A 22,139-nucleotide genomic window follows, 5' to 3' on the forward strand; every position below is an offset into this window, starting at 1 on the left:
CCTCAGCCGAGGGAGCCCTGCCCGTACCCGGCCGGCCCGCGGGCGCCTCGAGCGGTCGCGGCGTCGGCCGGCTCGTCGCCGTGGGGTGTCCCGGCCTCGCGGTGCCCGGCCCCCAGCTCGTCGACGAGCAGCAGGTCCCGGCGGACGTGCCGGCGGCGGTAGGCCACCCGGCTGATCATGTGCGCGCTGACCGGCGCGGTCATCATCTGGAAGACCGCGACCAGCAGCAGCATCCAGGTGGCCGACCAGCCCTGCAGCCGGATCGCGCCCCCGACCATGATCAGCAGCACCCCGAGCACCTGCGGCTTGGTGCCGGCGTGCATCCGGGTCAGCACGTCGGGGAAGCGGACCAGCCCGAGCCCCGCGGTGAGGCACAGCAGGGAGCCCAGCAACAGGCAGACGACGGCGACGGTGTCGGCCAGGGCGTGGAGATCGCTCACCGGGCCGCCTCCTCCCGCTGCTGGGCGGCCGCGGGCAGCCCGGCGTCCTGCCCGTCACCGGGGGACCGGCGGAGCATGCCGCCGATGTAGCGGGCGACCGACACCGAGCCGACGAACGCCAGCAGGGAGACGACCACCAGCACCGGCACCAGCGTCGGGTCCCGCTGCAGGGCGGCGTGCACCGCGAGGCCGGCAGCGATGATCACCAGCAGGGTATCGGTGGCCACGACCCGGTCCAGCAGCGACGGGCCGCGGGCCAGCCGCACCAGGGCGAGCAGCGCCCCGCCGCCGAGCATGATGTAGGCCAGCACGAACACGAGCGTCACGACGTCCTCCCCGGGGTTCCGGCCGGCCGTGCCATGGGGCGCTCCCGCAGGCGGGCGATGTCCTCGGCCGAGCCGAAGGCGCGCACCACGCGCTCCTCGGTGGCGTGCACCGAGGCCCGCTGCCGGTCCAGGTCCCGCTCGTCGTCCACGTGCAGGACGTGCAGCGCCAGCTCCCTCCGCTCCCGGTCCAGGTCGATCACCATCGAGCCGGGCACGAGCGAGATCGCCTCGGTGAGGACGGTGAGCAGCAGATCGGAGTCGGTCCGCAGCTGCACCCGCAGGATGGCGCTGTGCGCGATGCCCCGCGGCCGCACCGTCTGCCAGGCGACCAGCGCACCCGAGCGCACGAGGTCCCCCAGGAACGTGACGAGGAAGACGACCGCCGCACCCGGGTGCAGGCGGGCGCCGCCTACCACGGGCGGCAGCGGGAGCAGCAGCGTCACCGCCAGGGCCACCACGATCCCGGAGAGCAGGTTGGCCCACGACCAGGTGCCCCACAGCAGGTTCCAGACCACGACCAGCCACAGCAGCAGGGGGACCTGGTGCCGCAGGTGCTGCCCGAACCTCGGCTCGGCGGGCTCGTTCACGGCACCTCCCCGCCGGGGAACACGGACTCGACGTAGGGCCGGCGGTCGACCAGGTCCGCGGCGGCCCGGTCGGCCACGCCGTAGAGCCACCCGGCGACGCCGGTGAGCGCGACGGTCAGCGCGACCATCACCGCGGTCGTGCTGACCATCACCCGCGGCAACGGCCGCAGCGGGCGACCCGGGCGCCGCCCCTCACCCAGCCCGTCCTCGGCGGGCAGCGTGGCGGTGGCGACGGCGGTGTGCCGTGCCCAGGCCGCCCGCCGGGCGGCCGCCCGCGTCGCGACCCCGCCGGCGGCCGTGGCGCGGGTCGGCAGGGCGCCGCCGTCCGGGACCTCGGCGCCGTCCCCGTCCGCGTGCCCGTTCCCGGAGGCGACGGCCCCGATCGGCTCGGGGGTGAGTTCGGGCCCGGCGTCGGCGGCCGCTGCCCGACTGCTGTCGGCCACGGGGGACTGCGCCGGGGGCCGCCAGAAGGCGCGGCTCCAGACCCGGGAGACCGCGACGAGGGTGAGCAGGCTGGTCACCGCACCGCCGGCGACGAGCGTGAGCGGCAGCCAGCCGCCGTCGGCCACGCCCGCCTCGAGCAGCCCGAGCTTGCCGATGAAGCCGGAGAACGGCGGGATGCCGGCCAGGTTCATCGCGGGGACGAAGAACAGCACGGCCAGCAGCGGGGAGGCCTTGGCCAGCCCGCCGAGCCGGTCGACCGCGGTCGACCCGCCCTGCCGCTCCACCAGCCCGGCGACGAGGAACAGCGTGGTCTGGATGGCGATGTGGTGGACGACGTAGAAGATCGCCCCGGCCAGCCCGGCCGTCGTCGCCAGGGCGATGCCGAACACCATGTAGCCGATGTGGCTGACCAGGGTGAAGGAGAGGATCCGGCGGAGGTCGGTCTGCGCGACCGCGCCGAGGATGCCGATCACCATCGTTGCCAGGGCCGCCCACATCAGCACCCCGTCGAGCGCTCCGCCCGGGAACAGCAGCGTCTGGGTGCGGATGATCGAGTAGACGCCGACCTTGGTGAGCAAGCCGGCGAAGACCGCGGTCACGGGCGCCGGCGCGGTCGGATAGCTGTCGGGCAGCCACGCCGACAGCGGGAAGATCGCCGCCTTGATCGAGAAGGCGATGAGCAGCATCGACTGCAGCAGCAGCTGGGTGCCGTCCGGCAGGTCGGCCAGCCGGTCGGCGAGCTGGGCCATGTTCACCGTGCCGGTCGCGGCGTACACGAGGGCGATCGCGGCGAGGAAGATCAGCGAGCTCAGCAGGCTCACCACGACGTAGGTGATGCCGGCCCGGATCCGCGGCGCCGACCCGCCGAGGGTGAGCAGCACGTAGCTGGCGGTCAGCAGGATCTCGAAGCCGACGTAGAGGTTGAACAGGTCGCCGGCCAGGAAGGCGTTGGCCACGCCGGCCATGAGGACCAGGAACGTCGGGTGGAAGATCGACAGCGGCGTCTCCTCGTCGCCGTCGGCCGAACCCTGGCCGACGGCGAAGACGAGCACTCCCAGCCCCACCGTCGCGGCGACGACCAGCATGAGCGCCGAGAGCCGGTCGACGACCAGCACGATGCCCAGCGGAACCGGCCAGCCGCCCAGGGAGACCGCCTCCGCCCCGCTGTGGTCGGCGAGCAGCAGCAGCGCCACCGAGACGGTCAGCACGGCCGAGAGCACGAGGATGCTCAGGGTCCGCTGGACCCGCGGGTGCCGGCCGACCAGCAGCGCGCAGGCGGCGCCGAGCAGCGGCAGCAGGACCGGCAGCGGGGTGAGGACGCTGATCACCGCGTCCTCCGCTGGGTCGGGGGCAGGTCGACGTCGTCGGAGGCGATGCCGGCGTAGCGCCGCGCCAGGGCCGCCTCGGCGGCGAAATCGTTCTCCAGCCCGCCGCCGTGCAGGCTGTCCGCGTGCGCGGCCGGCCGGTCCTCCGGCGCGAGGTCGTCGGGGTCCAGCTCGTCGGCGTCCATCCCCTCCCGGGCGGCCACCCGGCGGTCCTCCTCGTCGACGCCGACGACCTCCTGCCGGACCAGCCGCCAGGAGCGGTAGATCAAGGCCAGCACGAACGCGGCGATGCCGAAGGTGATGACGATCGCGGTGAGGATCAGCGCCTGCGGCAGCGGATCGCTCATGTCCTCCGGCTCGGCGATCCCGATGATCGGCGGCAGGCCGGCGGGCCCGCCGGAGGACAGCAGCAGCACGTTGGTCGCGTTGCCCAGCAGCAGGAAGCCCAGCAGCACGCGGGTGAGGCTGCGGTCGAGCAGCAGGTAGACCCCGGCGGCGTAGAGCCCGCCGATGATGACCGGCAGGACGATGGTGGGGGTCATCGGGCGATCACCTCCTCGGGGTCGACGTCGACGGGGTCGTGCTCGTCCTCCTGCCGGTCCAGCTCCGCCCCCAGGCTGCGCAGGATGTCGAGGACCAGCCCCACGACGATCAGATAGACGCCGACGTCGAAGAACAGCGAGGTCACGAGCTTGACGTCGCCGAACACCGGGAGCGTGGTCTCGAGGATCGCCGTCTGCAGCGCCTCGCCGCCCAGGGCCAGGCCGACGACGCCGGTCCCGCCGGCGAACAGCAGCCCGGCCCCGAGGAGCAGGCCGGGGTCGACCGGGGCCGCCTCGCCGAGTTCGTAGCGACCCCCGGCGAGGTAGCGCAGCACCAGCGCCAGCCCGGCGACCAGCCCGCCGGCGAACCCACCGCCGGGCTGGTTGTGGCCGCTGAAGAGCAGGAACAGCGAGAACACCAGGATGGGGTGGAACAGGATCCGGGTGACCACCTCGAGCACCACCGACCGCCGCTCGGGGGCCAGCGCGACGCTCGCCGCGAGCCACCGCCGCCGGGGTGCCCGGCGGGACCGGCGCCCGGACTGCTCCAGCCGGTCGGGCCCGAGCCGCTCGACCGCGCCCGTCCGATGGCGGAGGAAGACCAGGCTGGCGATGCCGGTGGCGGCGACCACGAGCAGGGAGACCTCGCCGAGGGTGTCCCAGGCCCGGATGTCGACCAGGGTCACGTTGACGACGTTCTCCCCGCCGCCGAACTCGTAGGCCTGCTCGGGGAAGTCGGTCGAGACGGGCGTGGCGGTGCGCGCGCTCAGCGCGGCCGCGCCGACGCCGGCCATGAGCAGCCCGACGGCGACGGCGATGACCCCGCGCACCGCGCGCTCGCGCGGCCGGTGCCGCTCGGTGATGTCCTTGGGCAGCTTGCGCAGCACCAGGACGAAGACGACGAGGGTGAGCGTCTCGACGAGGAACTGGGTGAGCGCGAGGTCGGGGGCGCCCTGCAGGGCGAAGAGGACGGCCAGGCCGTAGCCGGTGACCCCGACGACGAGCACCGCCGAGAGTCGCTGCGGGATCCGCAGCGCGAGCGCCGCCGCGATCAGCACGACCGCCCCCACCAGTGCCTGGATCGGGGTGTCCCACGCCCGCCACTCCCCCGGCCACGGCGCGTGGAAGAGCAGCACCGAGCCGGGGAGGGCCAGCACGACGACGAGGATCGTGCCCAGGTAGGCCGGCAGCGAGCCGCGCTGGGTGGTGCCGGTGACCAGCACCGCGAGCCGGTCGAGGCCCTGCATGGTGTTCCAGTAGCCCTCATCGGCCGAGGCGCCGAAGGCCAGCCGCTGCTGGAGCCGGGTCAGCGGGCCGCGGGCGGCGAAGATCAGCAGACCGCCGGCCAGGGTGAGCGCCGACAGCGCGAGCGCGGGCTGCCAGCCGTGCCAGAGGCCCAGCTTCTCGGCCTCGGGGGCGATCGACGGCAGGTCCTCGGCGTAGCGCGCGACCAGCGGCTCGAGCAGCGGGCTGCTCGGCCCGGCGACCAGGCCGGCCGCGGACAGCACCGCCGGCGCGGCCAGGAACAGCGGGCTCGGCGGGTGCTCCACCTCGGTCGCGGCGACGCCGGGCTTGCGCGCGAAGGCACCCCACAGGAAGCGTGCGGTGTAGGCCGCGGTGAGCACCGAGCCGAGGACCAGGCCGGTCAGTTCGAAGGCCGCCGCGGTGCGGTTCGGCAGCCCGCCCTCCCACAGCGCGGTGAACGCCGCCTCCTTGCCGACGAAGCCCAGCAGCGGCGGCAGCCCGGCCATCGAGGCGGCGGCGAGGCCGCCGATCGCGGCCAGCGCCGGCAGCCGCCGGCCCAGCCCGGAGAGCCGGCGCAGGTCCCGGGTGCCGGTGGCGTGGTCGATGACGCCGACGGTCAGGAACAGCGTGGACTTGAACAGCGCGTGGGCGACGGTCATCGTCAGACCGGCCGCGGCCAGCTCCCGGCTGCCCCCACCGACGAGGACGGTCAGGAAGCCGAGCTGGCTGACCGTGCCGAAGGCCAGCAGCAGCTTCAGGTCGTTCTGCCGCAGCGCCCGGTAACCGCCGACGAGCATCGTTGCCAGCCCCAGCCCGAGGACGAGCGGACGCCAGCCAGGGACGTCGGCGAACCCGGGGGCCAGTCGCGCGACCAGGTAGATGCCGGCCTTCACCATCGCGGCGGCGTGCAGGTAGGCGCTGACCGGCGTCGGGGCCTCCATGGCGGCAGGCAGCCAGAAGTGGAACGGCACCAGCGCCGACTTGGTGATCGCCCCGATCAGCACCAGCACGGTGCCGGCGACCAGCAGGGGCCCGCTGCCCGGGTCGGCGACGACCTCCGAGAGCAGGTAGCTGCCGCTGGTCTCGCCGATCATGATCAGCCCGACCAGCATCGCCAGCCCGCCTGCGGTGGTCAGCACCAGTGCCTGGCTGGCCGCCCGCCGCGCGGCCACCCGGGTGCCCGCGCCGCCGATCAGCAGGAAGGAGAAGACGGTGGTCAGTTCCCAGAAGACGTAGAGCAGCAGCAGGTCGTCGGCCAGGACGAGCCCGAGCATCGCGCCGGCGAAGGCGGTCAGGTTGCCGGCGAACCGGCCGATCCCCTCGTCACCGGGCGCGAAGTAGCGCGCGCAGTAGACCAGGACCAGGGCGCCGACGCCGGTGACCAGCGTGGCGAAGGTCAGCGAGAGGGCGTCCAGCCGAAGCGCGACGGCGAGGTCCAGGGCGGGCACCCACGGCGTCGTCTCCCGGACGTCTCCGCCGCCGGCCACCAGCGACCACTGCGCCATCACCCAGACGAACCCGACCGCGGGGACCAGCGCGAGGGCGAGGAATGCCTGCCGCCCCCACCAGCGCACGAGTGCCGGCGCGAACACCGCCGCGAGCAGATGGAGGAGCAGAAGTGAGGTCACGTGTCTCCGGGAGTCGTGGGCGGCTCGGGGAAACCACGGAAGTCGGTCCTCGACGACCAGCGGTGATACCCATCCTAGCCGCGGGGTGTGACCAGCCCCCTCGCGCAGGGCGAAGCCTGCCGTCGCGGCCTGCCCGGAGAGACACCCTTCTCCGGCGGAACTTCTCGGCCGTGCCGCCGGTGACCGGGTGCGGTCAGCCCTCGGCGATCTCCGCGGCGGCCAGCCAGTCGGTCTCGACCTCGTCCTTCTCGGCGAGCACCGCGCGCAGGCGGGTGTCGAGCTCGGCGACCTTCGCGTAGTCGGTCGCGGCGGCGGCCATCTCGGCGTGCAGCTTCTCCTCGTCGGCGGTGAGCTTGGCCAGCCGGCGCTCCAGCCGGGCCGCCTCCTTGCGCGCGACCCGCACCTCCCCGGCCGACGGGCCGGCGGGGGCGGCGGGGGTGTCGCTCCGGGCGGCCGCCTCGACCGCCCGCCCGGCCGACGGGCTCGACGCCGCCTCCCCGACCGCGCGCCGCTCCAGATACTCCTCCACGCCGCCGGGCAGCGCGGCCAGCGTGCCGTCGCCCATGAGCGCGACCACCGAGTCGCACACCCGGTCGACGAAGTACCGGTCGTGGGTGACGACCAGCACCGTGCCGGCGAACCCGTCGAGCAGGTCCTCCAGCGCTGTGAGCGTGTCGATGTCGAGATCGTTGGTCGGCTCGTCGAGCAGCAGCACGTTCGGCTCGCTCATGAGCAGCCGCAGCAGCTGCAGCCGGCGGCGCTCACCACCGGAGAGGTCACCGACCGGCGTCCACTGCCGCGACGCCGGGAAGCCGAACCGCTCGGCCAGCGACGACGCCGAGATCTCCTGGTTGCCGATGCGGGCGACCCGGGCGATCTCCTGCACCGCCTCCAGCACCCGCAGCGAGCGCGGCAGCTCGGTGACGTGCTGCGACAGGTACGCCGGCGCCACGGTCTGACCGGTGATCACCCGCCCGCGCTCGGGCTCGGCCTCGCCGACGAGCAGCCGCAGCAGCGACGTCTTCCCGGCGCCGTTGACGCCGACGATGCCGATCCGGTCGCCCGGACCGACCCGCCAGGTGAGATCGCGGAACAGCGGCCGTGGGCCGTCGTCCGTGGGGACGGAGTAGTCGACGTCCTCGACGTCGTAGACGGTCTTGCCGAGGCGGCGGGCGGCGAAGCCCTGCAGGGCCATCGTGTCGCGCGGCGGCGGCTCGTTCTCGATCAGCGCCTGGGCCGCCTCGATCCGGAACCGCGGCTTGCTGGTGCGGGCCGGCGGGCCCCGGCGCAGCCAGGCCAGCTCCTTGCGGACCAGGTTGAGCCGGCGCTCCTCGGTGACCGCCGCGATGCGCGCGCGCTCGGCCCGGGCCAGCGTGTAGGCCGCGTAGCCGCCCTCGTAGGCGTGCACCTTCCCGTCGGCGACCTCCCACGTGGTCGAGCAGACCTCGTCGAGGAACCACCGGTCGTGGGTGACGACGACCAGCGCGCCGACCCGGCTCTTCACGTACTCGGCCAGCCACGCGACGCCCTCGACGTCGAGGTGGTTGGTCGGCTCGTCGAGGACCAGCAGGTCCAGCGGGCGGATCAGCTGCGCGGCCAGGGCCACCCGGCGCCGCTCGCCACCGGACATGGTGTCCACCGGCGCATCGAGGCCCAGCCGGTCGAGCTCCAGGCCGGTCAGCACGCTGCGCACCGCGGGGTCGGCGGCCCACTCGTGCTCCGCGGCGAACACGCTGGTCGGCAGCACGACCTCGCGGACCGTCCGCCCCGGCGGCAGCGTGCCGGACTGGTCCAGCACGCCCATCGTGAGGTCGGAGCGGCGGGTGACCCGGCCGGAGTCGGGCTCCTCTCGGCCGGTGAGCACCTCGAGCAGCGTCGTCTTGCCGCCGCCGTTGCGGCCCACCACGCCGATCCGCTCGCCGGCGGCGACGCCGAGCGAGACGTCGTCGAGCAGCACGGTCGTGCCGTGCGCCTTCTGCACCCGCTCGAGGTTGACCAGGTTGACGGGTGCGCTCATCGACCCCAGTATCCGCACGGCCGGTTCAGGCCGGGCGGGCGACCTCCACGGCGATGCCCAGCCAGGCCCGGAGCGCGCCGTCGGCCAGCAGCCGGCCCACCCGGCCGGACTGCTCCTGCGCCTCGCTCCAGCGCGGGTCGTCGCCGTGCCGGCGGACGATCTCGTCCTCCACCGCGCCGGCCCGCCGCGACCACTCGGGCGCGCTGTCCCCGAGGTCGGCGGTCGCCGTCTCCGCGAGCCGGAACCCAGCGGCCCCGAGCAGGTCGAGCAGCTCGGGCTCGGTCGGGAACTCGTTGCCCTCGGGCAGCGGCGGCGGCAGCGGCCGGTCGGCGACGAACACCAGCAGGCCCAGCCGGCCGCCGTCGCGCAGCACCCGGTGCAGCTCGGCCAGGGCACCCGCCTTGTCCGAGGTGGTGCACAGCACGCCGAGGCACCACGCGGCATCGAAGGAGGCGGCGGCGAAGGGCAGGTGCTGGGCGGGCGCCACGACCGACGGCAGTCCGAACAGGCGGTGGGCGGCCCGCGCCCCCTCCGGCATCGGCTCGGCGCAGACCGCCCGCACCCCGCGCTCGGCGGCCAGCCAGCCGGCCGGACCGCCCACGCCGGCACCGTCGTCGAGCACCCGGGAGCGCGCGGTCAGCGCCATCCGGTCGGCGAGCCAGCGCAGCGCCGCCTCGCTGCCGCTGCCCCGGCAGCCGGCCGGGACGGCGTACTCGGGGCCGAGCGCCCGCACGGCCTCCTCGGTCCACCCCGCGACGGTGCCGAACTCCGACTCCATCGCCTCGCTCTCGAGCTGGCTCATGCGAACTCCCGGATCCGCTCCGCGACGGCCGCCTTGATCCGCGCACCGTCGTCCTCCTGGCCACCGGAGGCCAGCCCCGACACGTTCACCCCGACCACCCCGGGGACCGCCAGCAGCGCCCGCGCCTCCTCCACGGCGACCGCGATGCCGGCCGCGCGGGGGTCCGGAGCGGCCAGCACCCGCTCGACGGCGTCGTCGTCCATCTGCAGGCCGGGGAAGCGCTGCAGCACCCGGGCCGAGCGCTCGTCGGTGTAGACGGCGACCGCCGCGAGGAACGGCAGGGTGACGCCGGCGGCCCGCGCGGCGGCGACGAACTCCGCCACCTGGGCCGGGCTGCGGACGTGGTTGAGCACGCACAGCTGCGCCCCGGCCTGCTGCTTGACCGCCACCCGCGCCGGCCGCAGGTGCACCGGCGGTGCCGCCGGGGCCTCGGGGACGGCGGCGGGCAGCCCGATCGCCGCCGCCAGCGCGGCCAGCCGGGGGCCGTCGAGATCGAACACCTGGGTGACGCCGGGCCGGACACCGGGCCCCCGGGCGTCACCGGTCACGCACAGCACGCCGTCGACGCCGACCGCGGCCAGGCCGGCGAGCTCCTGCTCCAGGACCACCCGGTTGCGGTCGCGGCAGGCGAGCGTCGTCCAGGGCCGCCCCCCGGCGTCGCGCACCTCGGCGGCGAACACGGTCGGCGGGAAGTCCGGCCGGTTGGCGTGCTCGCCGGCCAGCAGCCCGTCGGACACCGGCGCCAGCACCTGCACGACGCGGCGCAGCGAGGCGGGGTCGTAGGGCGCCACGGTCAGATCGGTGAGCACGACCGCCCGGGGGCCGGCCACGTCGAGCAGGCTGCCCGGCGGTGGGACCACCGGTGCCGGCGGCGGGGCGGGCCAGCCCGGCAGCGGGGAACCGAGGAAGACGCAGCGGTGCTCGGCGACCTCGCAGCGCTCGTCGTCGCGGACGCCGCCGCACGGCCCGAAGACCATCCGCTTCGGGCACCCCAACCGTCCCCCGTCGTCACTCACCGTTCTCCCCTGACCCCGGCCGCCGCCCGCCAAACCCCGGCCAAGCACGCAGGGGGGCGACAAGCGCGGCGGGGAGCGCTAGAGTCACCAATAGTTGAGCTCTCAACCGAAGGAGGCCGGCATGCCCGCCGTGACCGTCGAGGACACCACCGCGCTCCCCCGAGTTCCCGTGCCCGCTCCGCGGACCGTCCGCCGCCGGGTCCGCTCGGTGACGACGGCGCCGTCGGGGTTCGAGGGCGAGGGCTTCCCGGTCCGCCGCGCCTTCGCCGGCGTCGACCTGCGCGACCTCGACCCGTTCATCCACATGGACCAGATGGGCGAGGTCGAGTACGCGCCCGGGGAGCCCAAGGGCACCTCGTGGCACCCGCACCGCGGCTTCGAGACCGTCACCTACATCATCGACGGCACCTTCGAGCACGCCGACTCCCACGGCGGGGGCGGCACGATCAGCAACGGCGACACCCAGTGGATGACCGCAGGTGGGGGTGTCCTGCACATCGAGCGCCCGCCGGAGCAGCTCGTCGTGAGCGGCGGGCTGTTCCACGGCCTGCAGCTGTGGGTGAACCTGCCGAAGGCGCAGAAGTGGGTCGAGCCGCGCTACCAGGACCTGCGGGCACACGAGTCGGTGCTGCTGGCCAGCCCGGACGCCGGCGCCCTCCTGCGGGTCATCGCCGGGGACGTGGCCGGGCACCGGGGGCCGGGCTCGACGTACACCCCGATGGCGATGGTGCACGCGACGATCGCGCCGGGGGCGTCCCTCGAGCTGCCGTGGCGGCCGGATTTCAACGCCCTCGTCTACGTGCTCTCCGGCGCGGGCTCGGTCGGCATCGACGGCGCGCCGGTGCGCACCGGCCAGCTGGCCCTCCTCGGCCCCGGCGACACCGTCACGGTCAACGGCGCCCGGCACCAGGAGTCCCGGACCCCGGCGCTGGACGTCGTCATCCTCGGCGGGGCACCGATCCGCGAGCCGATCGCCATGTACGGGCCGTTCGTCATGAACACCCGCCAGGAGGTCATGGACGCGTTCACCGACTTCTCGGCCGGCCGGCTCGGCACGGTCCCGGCGCAGCGCGTGCCGCACGGCACCGTCCGGGGTGAGACTGAGCAGTCGCCCGACAGAACCGCCTGACCGCGGACGCCCACGGAGGCAGGCACCATGAGCAACCTCGACCGGCGGCCACCGGCCCGCGAGCTCGGCGGGCTGGCGTCGACCCCGGCCGGCCCCGTGCTGGACCTGCTGCGTGGCAAGGAGGTGCTGCTCGGCGAGAGCACCCGGGTGCGCCGCCTGCTGCCGACCCTGGGCCGGCGGCTGGTGGGGGCGTGGGCGTTCGTCGACCACTACGGGCCCGACGACATCACCTCCTCCGCGGGCATGCAGGTGCCGCCGCACCCGCACACCGGCCTGCAGACGGTGTCCTGGCTGCTCGAGGGCGAGGTGCACCACCGGGACTCCCTCGGCAGCGACGCGCGCATCCGGCCCGGCGAGCTGGCGCTGATGACGGCCGGCCGCGGGATCGCGCACTCCGAGCAGTCCCCGGCGGAGCACCCCCGCTGGCTGCACGGCGCCCAGCTGTGGGTGGCCCTCCCCGGCGCGCACCGGGACGCGGCGCCCGACTTCGCCCACCACCGCAGGCTCCCCGGCTTCGCCTCCGACGGGCTGACCGCCACCGTCCTCATGGGCACCCTCGGCGGCGCCACCTCGCCGGGCACCGCCTACACACCGCTGGTGGGTGCCGACCTCGACCTCGCCGCCGGCGCCGACGTGGAGCTCCCGCTGGAGCCGGACTTCGAGTACGCGCTGCTGGCGTCGTCCGGCTCGGCCGGGGTGGAGGGCACGCCGCTGGAGCGCGGGGAGATGCTCTACCTCGGCACCGGACGGCGGTCGGTGCGCCTGCGGGGCGCCGAGCCGAGCCGGCTGCTGCTGCTCGGCGGCGAGCCGTTCGAGGAGCGGATCGTCATGTGGTGGAACTTCGTCGGCCGCAGCGGCGAGGAGATCGCCGAGTACGCGGAGCGGTGGAATGCCGAGGACGCCCGGTTCGGCGCGGTGATCGGCTACGACGGCGACCGGCTGCCGGCGCCGGCGCTGCCGCCGGTGCCGCTGAGAGCACGGGGGCGGGAGCGCTGAGAAGCGCTCCCCCCTGGATTCCCGCGCGCGCCCGGACATGCCGGGGAGGGCCCGAACCGCCAGCATGGCCGCATGACGTCAGGTCCCGATCCCCGGATGCTGGCCTTCGTCGCGGAGCATCGCTGGGGCGTGCTGGCGACCATCAGGCGCGACGGCCGCCCGCACCTGTCCAACGTCGGCTACGCCTACGACCCGGGGCAGCAGGTGATCCGGGTGTCGGTCACCGACGACCGGGTCAAGACCCGCAACCTGCGGGCCGATCCGCGGGTGACCCTGCACGTGACCTCGCAGGACTTCTGGACCTGGGTCGCCGTCGAGGGCACCGCGGAGCTGACACCGGTGGCCGCCGACCCGCACGACGGCACGGTCGAGGAGCTGATCGCCTACTACCGCGGCGTGAACGGCGAGCACCCGGACTGGGACGAGTACCGCGCGGCGATGGTCGCCGACCACCGGCTGGTCGTCCGCTTCCGCCCGGAACGCACCTACGGCCAGCTGCCGGGCTGACCGGGCGCGGGCCCTGCGGGCCGGCGCGGCCCCCGGCACGCCGGCCCACAGCCCCGGTCAGCTCCCGGAGGGCACCTGCATGACCGAGAACGGCGCGCCCCACGGGTCCTCGACGACGGCGAACCGGCCGTACTCGGTATCCGTGGGCGCCATGGTGACCGTGCCACCGCCGGCCTCGACCGTGGCGACCGCGTCGTCGGTGGAGGACACCGCGAAGCACACCGTCCAGCCCTTCGGCGAGCCGGGCTGGTGCCCGCCCAGCCCGCCCAGCGGGTCCCCGCCCTTGGCGAACGTGGTGTAGCCCTCGCCACCGGGCACCTCGTCGAAGGTGAACCCGAAGACCGCCGCGTAGAAGTCGCGGGCCGCCTGAGGGTCCTCGACGGCCGCCTCGTCCCAGACCAGCGCCCCCGGTTCGTTGTAGATCCGCGCACCGGTGTGCCGGCCGGACTGCCAGAGCCCGAACGGGTTGCCCTGCGGGTCCACGGCGATCGCCATCGTGCCCATGGGCCCGACCTCCATCGGCTCGACCACCACGCTGCCGCCGGCCTCCCGGATGCGGGCGGCGGTGGCCTGCGCGTCGTCGGTGGCGAAGTACGTCGTCCACCCCGGCGAGTCGGCGGGGTTCATCAGCGGGCCGAGGCCGGCCGCGGCCTCCTCGTTCCTCGTCGCGGTGAGGTAGCCGCCGTACTCCGGGTCACCACCCTCGTACTCCCAGCCGAGCAGGCGGCCGTAGAAGCTCCTGGTGGCGTCGAGGTCCGAGGCGCCGTAGTCGATCCAGCACGGGGTGCCGTCCGGCCACGGGGTGTTCCGAGTGGGCATCGCTCCTCCTCCGGTGGGGGAGGACACACTGGCACCCGGGGCCGACAGTTCCCACCCGTCGCGCCGCACCCGGGGCGCGGCGGCGGACCGGTCCGGCCCGCCCCGGCTCCCCGGATCAGAAGTCGCCGCCGCCGAAGTCCCCGCCGAAGTCGCCACCTCCGAAGTCGCCACCCCCGAAGTCACCGGCGCTCCAGTCGCCGCCGCCGTCGTCGCCGCCGCCGAAGAGCAGGCCACCGAGCACCAGCCCGCCGAGACCGGCGCCGAGGGGACTGATGCCGCGCCGGCCGTACCCCGGCCCGCCGTACCCGGGGCCGCCCTGCCCCCAGCCGCCGCCGTAGCCGCCGTACCCCCCGTAGCTGTTCTGCTGGGACCACCGCTCGACGTCGGACCCGGCGACGTGCAGCGCCTGCTGCGCCAGCCGGTCGGCGGTCTGGGCCTCGCGCAGGGCACCCGCCGGGTCCCGCTCCGCGTGCGCCTCGGCGGCGGCCAGGTGCCGCTGGGCCTCGGCCAGCCGGGTCCGGGCGGTGGCACCGACCGCGCCGCGGCGGGTGCCGATGAAGTCCTCGGCGGCCGCCACCGCCGACCGGGCCGTGAGCAGGGCCTGCTCGAGAGCCTCCGCGGCGCGGCGGGCCCGGGTCTGCTCGTCGCGGACGTTGCGCAGCGCCTGCTCCAGCGCCAGATCTGCCTCCTCGAGGCGGCGCAGGGCCGCGAGCGGGTCCCCGCCGCTGCCGTCGGCCGGCCGCAGCGCGTCGGCCGACGCGCTCAGCGCCGCCTCGGCCCGGGCGATCTGCGGGCGCAGGGTCCCCTGGCGGTCCGCGGAGAGGAGGGCGCGGGCCTCGGCGAGGTCGCCCTCCACGTCGGCCCGGACACCGGGCACCCGCTGCTCCGCCTCGGCGAGGTCGCGGGCGAGCCGGTCGATCGCGTCGAGGAGCGTGCCGCTCTGCGCGACGGCGCTCTCGGCGCCGCGCAGCCGGCCGACCGCGCGGCCGCTGCGGTCGGCCGCCTGGTCCTCCCGAGCCAGCGCCACCGCCTGCTCGGCGGCGTCCAGCCGCACCCCGGCCTCCCCCACGTTCTCCAGCACGGGCGCCACGGCCGAGGACGCGTACCGGCGCTGCAGGTCCGCGACCCGCTCCTGCTCGCGCGGCAGCCGCTGCTGCAGCTGCCCGACCCGCGCGCCCAGCTCCTCCACCGCCTGCGGGACGGTCCGCTCCTGCTCCCGCAGCCGATCCAGCGCGCCGGCCTGTTCCTGCAGGCGCCGGCCGGCCGCGTCGGTCAGCGCGAGCAGCTCGGTGAGCATCCGGCGCTGCGTGGGCTCGTCCTCGGGGATCTCGTCGTCGAGCTCCTGCCGGAGGGTGAACGCCCGCGCCAGCTCGGAGCGGGTCCGGTCCATCCCCTCCACCAGGCCGGGCACCGCCTCGTCCCCGTAGTGCGCGCGGGCGTAGTCGAGGCCCACCTGCCCGGTCCGGACCCGCTCGTCGAGGTCGAGCAGGGCGGCGCTCGCCCGGTAGTTGAGCTGCTCGGTCGGCGTCCCGGCGTGCGGGTCCGGCGCCTCCAGCCGCCGCACCGGCGGGGGCAGCTCCGCCCGGCGGCGCCGGCGGGAGCGCAGCGTCAGGTAGGCGCCGCCGGCGAGGAGGAACATCCCCACCACGACCAGCGCAGTGACCGCGCCCGATCCGCCCCCGGACGTGCTCGGGGCCGCCGTCCCCGCCGCGCCGGCGGCGGTCTCGGTCGAGCCGAGGCCCTCGGCCAGGCTGATCACCGCGCCCGCCCAGTCGCCCTGGGACAGCCGCGGCTCGACGTCGCCGGCCAGCACCGCCTGCAGCTGGCCGGGGTCGATCCGCTCGCCGTAGTGGACGCCGTAGCGCCGGTCCTCCACCGCGACCGCGAACAGCACGTCGTCGGCACCGAGCCCGGACTGCTCCGCGGTGGCGTTGGCCCACTGCGCCCGGTCCATGCCGTCGAAGGTGGCGACGAAGACGGCGTAGAGGCCGATGCCGGTCTGCGCGCGCAGCTCCTCCACCGCCTGCTGCACCTCCTCCTCGCGGCCGGCCAGCGCGCCCACCCGGTCGGTGACCTGGCCGGTGACGCCCGACGGCGGCTCGGCCAGGGCGGGGGTGCCGCCGGCGAGGAGGAACACGACCAGCAGGCCCAGGGCGATCGTCAGCCGACGCACGGGAGGAACCTCCGTCGAACAGGGGCCGGCCCTCGGGGCGGCCCGGACTCTGGGCACGCGCGGCGGGCGCCGGGAGTTCCCCACCGCGGCTGCGGGCGGCCGCGGCGAGCGCTCAGAAGCGCCCGCCGCCGCCTCGCCGTCCACCTCCGGAGCTCCGGCCCCCGCCGGAGCGGCGGCCGCCTCCGCCGAACCCGCCACTGCGGTACCCACCGCGTGCCCCGCTGCCACCGCCCCCGCCGAACAGGATGCCGCCGAGCACGAGGCTGCCCAGGTCGACGCCGCTCCGGCCGGCCGAGCCGCCGGCGAAGCCGCCCGGTCCCGCGAACGGCCCGCCGGAGCCCCACGCGCCGACGTCGGCCCGGGCCGCGTCCAGCGCCTGCCGGGCCAGCGCGTCGGCCTGCTGGGCCTCCCGCAGCGCGCCGACCGGGTCGCCCGGCCCCTGGGCGACGGCGGCGTCGAGGCGCCGCTGGGCCTCGGCCAGCCGGGTGCGCGCCTCCGGCCCGACGGCCCCCCGCCGGGTGCTGATGAAGTCGCCGGCCGCAGCGACCGAGGAACGCGCGGCGGGCAGGGCCTGGTCGAGGGAGGCCGCCGCCCGCCGCGCCCGGTCCTGGGCGTCGCGGGCCGCGCGCAGGGCCTCCTCCAGCGCGACGTCGGCCTCCTCCAGCCCGCGCAGGGCCGCCAGCGGGTCGGGCCGGCCACCGTCCGGAGGGGTCAGGGCGGCGTCGGCGGTGGCCAGCGCCGCCTCCGCGCGGGCCACCTGCGACCCCAGGCCGCTGCGGTCGCCGCTGCCGAGCAGCGCGCGGGCCTCGGCGAGGTCCTTCTCGGTCTCCGCCCGGGCCGCCGCCACCCGGCCGGCCGCGGCCTCCAGGTCGGCGCCCAGCCGGCCGACGGCGTCGAGCAGGGTGGCGCTCTGGGCGACGGCGTCCTCGGCCGCCCGCACGTCGGTGACCGCCGCCCCCGGCTGTCCCGCGGCCAGGTCGGCGCGAGCCTCGGCGATCTCCTGCTCGGCGGCGGCCAGGCGGGCCCGCGCCTCGGCCACGTTGTCCGCGACCGGCGCAAGGGCGGCCTCGGCGTAGCGCTCCCCCAGCCCCCGCAGCCGCTGCTCCTCGGCGGGCAGTCGGTCGCGCAGCTGCGCGATCCGCGGCGCGAGGGCGTCGAGGACCTGCGGGGCGGTGCGCTCCAGGTCCCGCAGCCGCGCGAACTCCTCCGCCTGCGCGTCGAGGCGGGCGTCGGCGGAGCCGGTCAGCGCGAGGATCTCCGCGAGCATGCGCCGGCGCGCCGGCTCGTCCTCGGGAACCTCGTCGTCGAGCTGCTGGCGCAGCGCGAAGGCGCGGGCGAGCTCCGCCCGCGCCTGCGCCAGGGCCTCGGCGAAGCCGGCGACGGCCTCCTCGCCGTACTGGAGGCGGGCGAAGTCGAGGTCGAGCGCCGAGCTCTGCACCGCCTCGTCGAGATCGAGCAGCGCGGTGCTCGCCTGCCCCTGCAGCTGCTCGGTCGGCGTCCCGGCGTGCGGGTCGGGCGGGCCCTGCGGCGTCGCCCGCTGCCCCCGCCGGCGGCGCGACCGGGTGACCAGGTACGCCCCGCCGCCGACGACGGCCAGCCCGCCGGCGACGAGCAGGGCGGTGGTCCCCGCACCGCTGCCCCCGGAATCACCCAGCCCGTCGGCGAGCGCGACGGCGGCGCCGGCCCAGTCGTCGTCGCTGAGCTCCGGCTCGACGTCCCTGGCGATGAGCTCGTCGAGCTCGGCGGCGGAGAGGGGGAACGCCTCGTCGGCCGAGTAGCCGTAGCGTCGGTCCTCGACGGCCACCGCGAACAGGACGTCGTTGCCGCCCAGACCGGACCGCGCGGCGGTCTCGTCGGCCCAGTCGACGCCGGAGGAGCCGTCGAAGCTGTCGACGTAGACCACGAACAGCTGCAGGTCCTCCTCCGACCGCAGCCGGTCGACCGCGTCCTCCACCCGGGCGACGTCATCGTCCCCGAGCACTCCGGCACGATCGGTCACCTGTTCCGGCACGCTGAACGGCGGCTCGGCCAGCGCGGGGACGCCGCCGAGGAGGATTCCGGCGGCCAGCAGGGGAAGAACGACGCACAGCCGGCGCACGGGGACCTCCGGGAGTTGACCTGCGGGAACCCTACCCAGGGGCGCGGGTCGATCCCCGGTCGTGCGGGGGTAGGGCTGCGTCGACGCCGTCCTCGAGTGACCGGAGGAGTTCCGTGCGCGTGACGCGCACGGAACTCCTCCGGTTCAGGCCAGCTGCTGCCAGGCGGCGCGGCGGGCGGCCTGCACGTCGGGATCGGGCACGGGCAGCGAGGCCAGCAGCCGCTGGGTGTAGGGGTGCTGCGGCGCCCCCAGCACCTCCGCGCCGGTGCCCTCCTCGACCAGCCGGCCGCGGTAGAGCACCGCGATCCGGTCGGCGAGCAGGTCGACGACGGCGAGGTCGTGGCTGATGAACAGGCAGGCGAAACCGAGCTCCCGCTGCAGCTCGGCGAACAGCTCGAGCACCCGGGCCTGCACCGACACGTCGAGGGCCGAGGTGGGCTCGTCGGCGATGAGCAGCTCCGGGTCCAGCGCCAGGGAGCGGGCGAGGCTGGCCCGCTGGCGCTGCCCGCCGGAGAGCTCGTGCGGGAAGCGGTCGCCGAAGGAGCGCGGCAGCTGCACCGCCTCCAGGAGCTCGTCCACGCGGGAGCGCGCCGCCCGGGGATCCTCGGCGCGGCCGTTGACCACCAGCGGCTCGGCGACCGCCTCGGCGATGGTGAGCAGCGGGTTGAAGCTCGACGCGGGGTCCTGGAAGACGAACCCGATCCGCTTGCGCACCGGGCGGAACGCCTTCTCCCGGACCCCCCGCATCTCGGTGCCCAGCACCGACAGCGACCCGTCGGTGACCCGGGTCAGCCCGGCGATGGCCCGCCCGATCGTGGTCTTGCCGCTGCCGCTCTCGCCGACCAGCCCCAGCACCTCACCGGGGCGGATGGCGAAGCTCACGCCGTCGACGGCGACGAAGTCCGGACGGCGGAACCGGCCGGGGTAGACGATCCGCAGGTCGCGGGCCGCCACCGCGGGAGCGGCGTCGGCCCAGCCGGGAGCGCGGGCTGCGGCTCGCTCCTCGGCGCGGGCCCGGCCCTCGCCCAGCCGCGGCACCGAGGCCAGCAGCTGCCGGGTGTAGGGCTCCTGCGGCGCGGAGAACAGCGTGCGGACATCGGCCTGCTCCACGATCCGGCCGGAGTACATCACCGCCACCCGGTCGGCCAGGTCGGCGACGACGCCCATGTTGTGGGTGATCAGCACGATCGCGGCACCGAACTCGTCGCGGCAGCGGCGCAGCAGGTCGAGGATCTCGGCCTGCACGGTGACGTCCAGCGCCGTCGTCGGCTCGTCGGCGATGATCACACCGGGGTCGAGCACCAGGGCCTGGGCGATGACGATGCGCTGCTTCTGCCCGCCGGAGAACTGGTGGGGGTAGTGGTCGATCCGCTCCTCCGGGTCGGGGATCCCCACCCGCCGCAGCACCTCGATCGCCTCGGCCCGCGCCTGCGCCCGGTTGTACTTCCCGTGCGCGCGCAGCCCCTCGGCGATCTGCCAGCCCACCGGGTAGACCGGGTTGAGCGCGGTCGAGGGCTCCTGGAAGACCATGGCGGCGTCGCGGCCGCGCAACTCGCCGAGCTGCTTGGCGGACAGCGCGACCACGTCGTGCTGCGCCGAGCCGTCCTTGCTGCGCAGCACGACGGCGCCGCGGGTGGCCGCGGTCTCCGGCAGCAGGCCCAGGATGCTGCGCGCGGTGACCGTCTTCCCGCTGCCGCTCTCGCCCACGACGGCGAGCACCTCGCCGGCGGCCACCGACAGGCTCACGTCCTGGACGGCGGTGATCGTGCCGGCGTCGGTGGCGAAGGACACCGACAGGTTCTCGATGCCGACGACCTCGCCGGCCCGGGTGGTGGTCATCGGGGCCTCCCCTCGATCCCGTCCAGTCCGGCCGGCCCCGCGCCCAGCGACCCGCCCGGCACGACCGACGTCTCCGCCGTCTCCCCCGACTCGGCCGCCCGGCGGCTGCGCAGCCGCGGGTCGGCCAGGTCGTTGAGGCTCTCGCCCACCAGCGTCAGGCCGAGGACCACCAGGACGATCGCGGCGCCGGGGAAGATCGCCGTCCACCAGATGCCGCTGGTCACGTCCGACAGCGACTTGTTGAGGTCGTAGCCCCACTCGGCGGCGGCGGTCGGCTCGATGCCGAAGCCGAGGAAGCCCAGCCCGGCGAGGGTGAGGATCGCCTCGGAGGCGTTGAGCGTGAGGATCAGCGGCAGCGTGCGGGTCGCGTTGCGCAGCACGTGCCGGGTCATGATCCGCCAGTGCCCGGCGCCGACCACGCGGGCGGACTCGACGAACGCCTCCCCCTTGATCCGCACCGTCTCGGCGCGGACCACGCGGAAGTACTGCGGGATGAACACGACGGTGATCGAGATGGCCGCGGCCAGGATGCCGCCGAAGAGGCTGGACTGCCCGCCGCTGATGACGATCGCCATGACGATGGCCAGCAGCAGGGCCGGGAAGGCGTAGACCGCGTCGCAGACGACCACCAGCACCCGGTCCAGCCAGCCGCCGAAGTAGCCCGAGAGCAGCCCGATCAGCACGCCGGCGAACAACGACAGCACGATGGCGACCACGATCACCATGACCGCGGTGCGCGAGCCGTAGATCACGCGGGAGAGCACGTCGTAGCCGCCGACCGTGGTGCCCAGCCAGTGCTCGGCCGAGGGCGCCTGCTGCGCGCCGAAGGGCCCGTCGGCGTCGCGCAGCTGGTTGTACTCGTAGGGCGCCAGCAGCGGGGCGACCAGCGCGGTGAGCAGGAACAGGCCGGTGAGCACCAGCCCGGTCACGAGCATGCCGCGCTGCAGGCCCACGCTCTGCCGCAGCTGGTGGACGACGGGCAGCCGGCGCCAGCCCCGGCGGGCGGGATCGGTGCGCGGGCTCTCCTCGACGGGAGCGACGGTGCTCATCAGTACCTCACCCGCGGGTCGATCAGCGCGGCGATGACGTCGACGACGAAGTTGGTCACCGCGACGATCACCGCCAGCAGCGCGACGATGCCCTGCACGGCGACGAAGTCACGGGCCTGCAGGTACTCGGCCAGCTGGAAGCCCAGGCCCTTCCACTCGAAGGTCGTCTCGGTCAGGACGGCGCCGCCCATGAGCAGGGCGACCTGCAGGCCGATGACGGTGATGATCGGGATCAGCGCCGGCCGGTAGGCGTGCTTGCGCAGCAGCCGCCGCTCGGCGACGCCGCGGGAGCGGGCCGCCTCGACGTAGCCCATGCCCAGGGTGCCGATGACGTTGGTGCGCACCAGGCGCAGGAACACCCCGGCGGTGAGCAGCCCGAGCGCCAGCGCGGGCAGCACCGCGTGCTCGAGCACGTCACGGATCACGTCGGGGTCGCCCAGGCGGATCGCGTCGATCAGGTAGATGCCGGTCGGGTTCTCGAGGAACTGCAGTTCGATCTCCGTCCCGGTGGAGGCCCGGCCGGCGACCGGCAGCCAGCCCAGCCCGCTGGCGAAGACCAGCTTGAGCACCAGGCCGGCGAAGAACACCGGCGTCGCGTAGCAGAGGATCGCGAACACCCGGAGCACCGCGTCGGGCCACTTGTCGCGGCAGTAGGCGGCCAGGCGCCCGAGCGGTATGCCGATGGCGAAGGCGACGATCAGCGCGTAGCACGCCAGCTCGAGGGTCGCCGTCCCGAAGGTGGTGAGCACCTCGGTGACCGGCCGGCGGTCGGACAGCGTCGTCCCGAAGTCGCCGGTGAAGACGCTGCCGAGGTACTCGAAGTACTGCACCAGCAGCGGCCGGTCGTACCCGGCCTCCTGCACCCGCTGGGCGAGCTCCGCCGCGGTGAGCCGGCCGCCCAGCGCCGCGGTGATCGGGTCACCGGTGGAGCGCATGAGGAAGAAGACCGTCGTCACCAGGATGAATACGGTGGGGATGATCAGCAGGAACCGGACGAGCAGGTAGCCGGCGAGGCCACCACCGCCGCGGCGGCGGCGGACCGCCGGGGCCCGCTCCTGCTCCTGGTCTGATCCGCTGCCCGCGAGCTCGGTCGCTGCTGTGGTCATCGCCTTTCCTCCGTGCATGCGGCAGAGCCGCACATGGGGAGGCCCCGGGTG

The 22,139-nt window shown here is 75.4% G+C and carries 18 protein-coding genes; 3 read left to right on the plus strand and 15 right to left on the minus strand.

Annotated features, from left to right (window positions below; genetic code table 11):
• Positions 1-2 precede the first annotated feature (2 nt).
• From mnhG to BMZ50_RS08940, 9 genes are all read right to left on the minus strand, one after another.
• Positions 3-440: a monovalent cation/H(+) antiporter subunit G gene (mnhG, locus tag BMZ50_RS08900; RefSeq protein WP_091323288.1), complete on the minus strand. Its 438-nt coding sequence runs from the start codon at positions 438-440 to the stop codon at positions 3-5.
• On the minus strand, positions 437-766 hold the full coding sequence (locus BMZ50_RS08905) for an MrpF/PhaF family protein (RefSeq protein WP_091323290.1): 330 nt from the start codon (positions 764-766) through the stop codon (positions 437-439). The genes mnhG and BMZ50_RS08905 overlap by 4 nt, the downstream gene beginning before the upstream one ends.
• Complete coding sequence (locus BMZ50_RS08910) at positions 763-1,353, minus strand: Na+/H+ antiporter subunit E (protein ID WP_091323292.1); 591 nt, start codon at positions 1,351-1,353, stop codon at positions 763-765. The genes BMZ50_RS08905 and BMZ50_RS08910 overlap by 4 nt, the downstream gene beginning before the upstream one ends.
• Positions 1,350-3,125, minus strand: coding sequence for a Na+/H+ antiporter subunit D (locus BMZ50_RS08915; RefSeq protein ID WP_218146173.1), 1,776 nt, complete (start codon positions 3,123-3,125; stop codon positions 1,350-1,352). Before BMZ50_RS08915 ends, BMZ50_RS08910 begins: the two co-directional genes overlap by 4 nt.
• Complete coding sequence (locus BMZ50_RS08920; protein WP_091323294.1) at positions 3,122-3,664, minus strand: Na(+)/H(+) antiporter subunit C; 543 nt, start codon at positions 3,662-3,664, stop codon at positions 3,122-3,124. The genes BMZ50_RS08915 and BMZ50_RS08920 overlap by 4 nt, the downstream gene beginning before the upstream one ends.
• A complete protein-coding gene (locus BMZ50_RS08925) occupies positions 3,661-6,537 on the minus strand; it encodes a Na+/H+ antiporter subunit A (protein WP_091323296.1) in 2,877 nt (958 codons plus the stop codon). The genes BMZ50_RS08920 and BMZ50_RS08925 overlap by 4 nt, the downstream gene beginning before the upstream one ends.
• 193 nt (positions 6,538-6,730) lie before the next feature.
• A complete protein-coding gene (locus BMZ50_RS08930) occupies positions 6,731-8,554 on the minus strand; it encodes an ABC-F family ATP-binding cassette domain-containing protein (RefSeq protein ID WP_091323299.1) in 1,824 nt (607 codons plus the stop codon).
• Positions 8,555-8,579: 25 nt separating this feature from the next.
• Positions 8,580-9,356 carry a class I SAM-dependent methyltransferase gene (locus BMZ50_RS08935; RefSeq protein WP_245753486.1) on the minus strand — a complete coding sequence of 259 codons (777 nt, stop codon included), beginning with the start codon at positions 9,354-9,356 and terminating at the stop codon, positions 8,580-8,582.
• The gene (locus BMZ50_RS08940) at positions 9,353-10,372 is read right to left on the minus strand and encodes a methylenetetrahydrofolate reductase C-terminal domain-containing protein (protein WP_245753488.1); all 1,020 of its coding nucleotides are present in this window, start codon (positions 10,370-10,372) and stop codon (positions 9,353-9,355) included. The genes BMZ50_RS08935 and BMZ50_RS08940 overlap by 4 nt, the downstream gene beginning before the upstream one ends.
• Positions 10,373-10,493: 121 nt before the next feature.
• Between BMZ50_RS08940 and BMZ50_RS08945 the strand changes: the two genes are divergently transcribed.
• The 3 genes from BMZ50_RS08945 (at position 10,494) to BMZ50_RS08955 (ending at position 13,004) form a co-directional block, all read left to right on the plus strand.
• On the plus strand, positions 10,494-11,501 hold the full coding sequence (locus BMZ50_RS08945) for a pirin family protein (protein WP_091323303.1): 1,008 nt from the start codon (positions 10,494-10,496) through the stop codon (positions 11,499-11,501).
• A 27-nt stretch (positions 11,502-11,528) separates the two neighbouring features.
• On the plus strand, positions 11,529-12,497 hold the full coding sequence (locus tag BMZ50_RS25020) for a pirin family protein (RefSeq protein ID WP_091323306.1): 969 nt from the start codon (positions 11,529-11,531) through the stop codon (positions 12,495-12,497).
• 72 nt (positions 12,498-12,569) lie between these two features.
• Entirely contained in the window at positions 12,570-13,004 is a 435-nt protein-coding gene (locus BMZ50_RS08955; protein WP_091323308.1) for a PPOX class F420-dependent oxidoreductase, read from the plus strand.
• A gap of 57 nt (positions 13,005-13,061) precedes the next feature.
• Here BMZ50_RS08955 and BMZ50_RS08960 read toward each other — a convergent pair whose 3' ends face one another.
• The 6 genes from BMZ50_RS08960 to BMZ50_RS08985 all read right to left on the minus strand — a co-directional run bounded on the left by BMZ50_RS08960 (position 13,062) and on the right by BMZ50_RS08985 (position 22,088).
• A complete protein-coding gene (locus tag BMZ50_RS08960) occupies positions 13,062-13,823 on the minus strand; it encodes a VOC family protein (protein WP_091323311.1) in 762 nt (253 codons plus the stop codon).
• 115 nt (positions 13,824-13,938) lie between these two features.
• A complete protein-coding gene (locus BMZ50_RS25025) occupies positions 13,939-15,996 on the minus strand; it encodes a TPM domain-containing protein (protein WP_091323313.1) in 2,058 nt (685 codons plus the stop codon).
• A 112-nt stretch (positions 15,997-16,108) separates the two neighbouring features.
• Positions 16,109-18,094: a TPM domain-containing protein gene (locus BMZ50_RS08970; protein ID WP_091323315.1), complete on the minus strand. Its 1,986-nt coding sequence runs from the start codon at positions 18,092-18,094 to the stop codon at positions 16,109-16,111.
• A 144-nt stretch (positions 18,095-18,238) separates the two neighbouring features.
• Complete coding sequence (locus BMZ50_RS08975; RefSeq protein WP_091323318.1) at positions 18,239-19,933, minus strand: dipeptide ABC transporter ATP-binding protein; 1,695 nt, start codon at positions 19,931-19,933, stop codon at positions 18,239-18,241.
• On the minus strand, positions 19,930-20,982 hold the full coding sequence (locus BMZ50_RS08980) for an ABC transporter permease (protein ID WP_091323320.1): 1,053 nt from the start codon (positions 20,980-20,982) through the stop codon (positions 19,930-19,932). The genes BMZ50_RS08975 and BMZ50_RS08980 overlap by 4 nt, the downstream gene beginning before the upstream one ends.
• The gene (locus BMZ50_RS08985) at positions 20,982-22,088 is read right to left on the minus strand and encodes an ABC transporter permease (protein WP_091323322.1); all 1,107 of its coding nucleotides are present in this window, start codon (positions 22,086-22,088) and stop codon (positions 20,982-20,984) included. The genes BMZ50_RS08980 and BMZ50_RS08985 overlap by 1 nt, the downstream gene beginning before the upstream one ends.
• Between the last annotated feature and the right edge of the window lie 51 nt (positions 22,089-22,139).

It is taken from the genome of Geodermatophilus ruber (assembly GCF_900114385.1).
Classification (GTDB): domain Bacteria; phylum Actinomycetota; class Actinomycetes; order Mycobacteriales; family Geodermatophilaceae; genus Geodermatophilus; species Geodermatophilus ruber.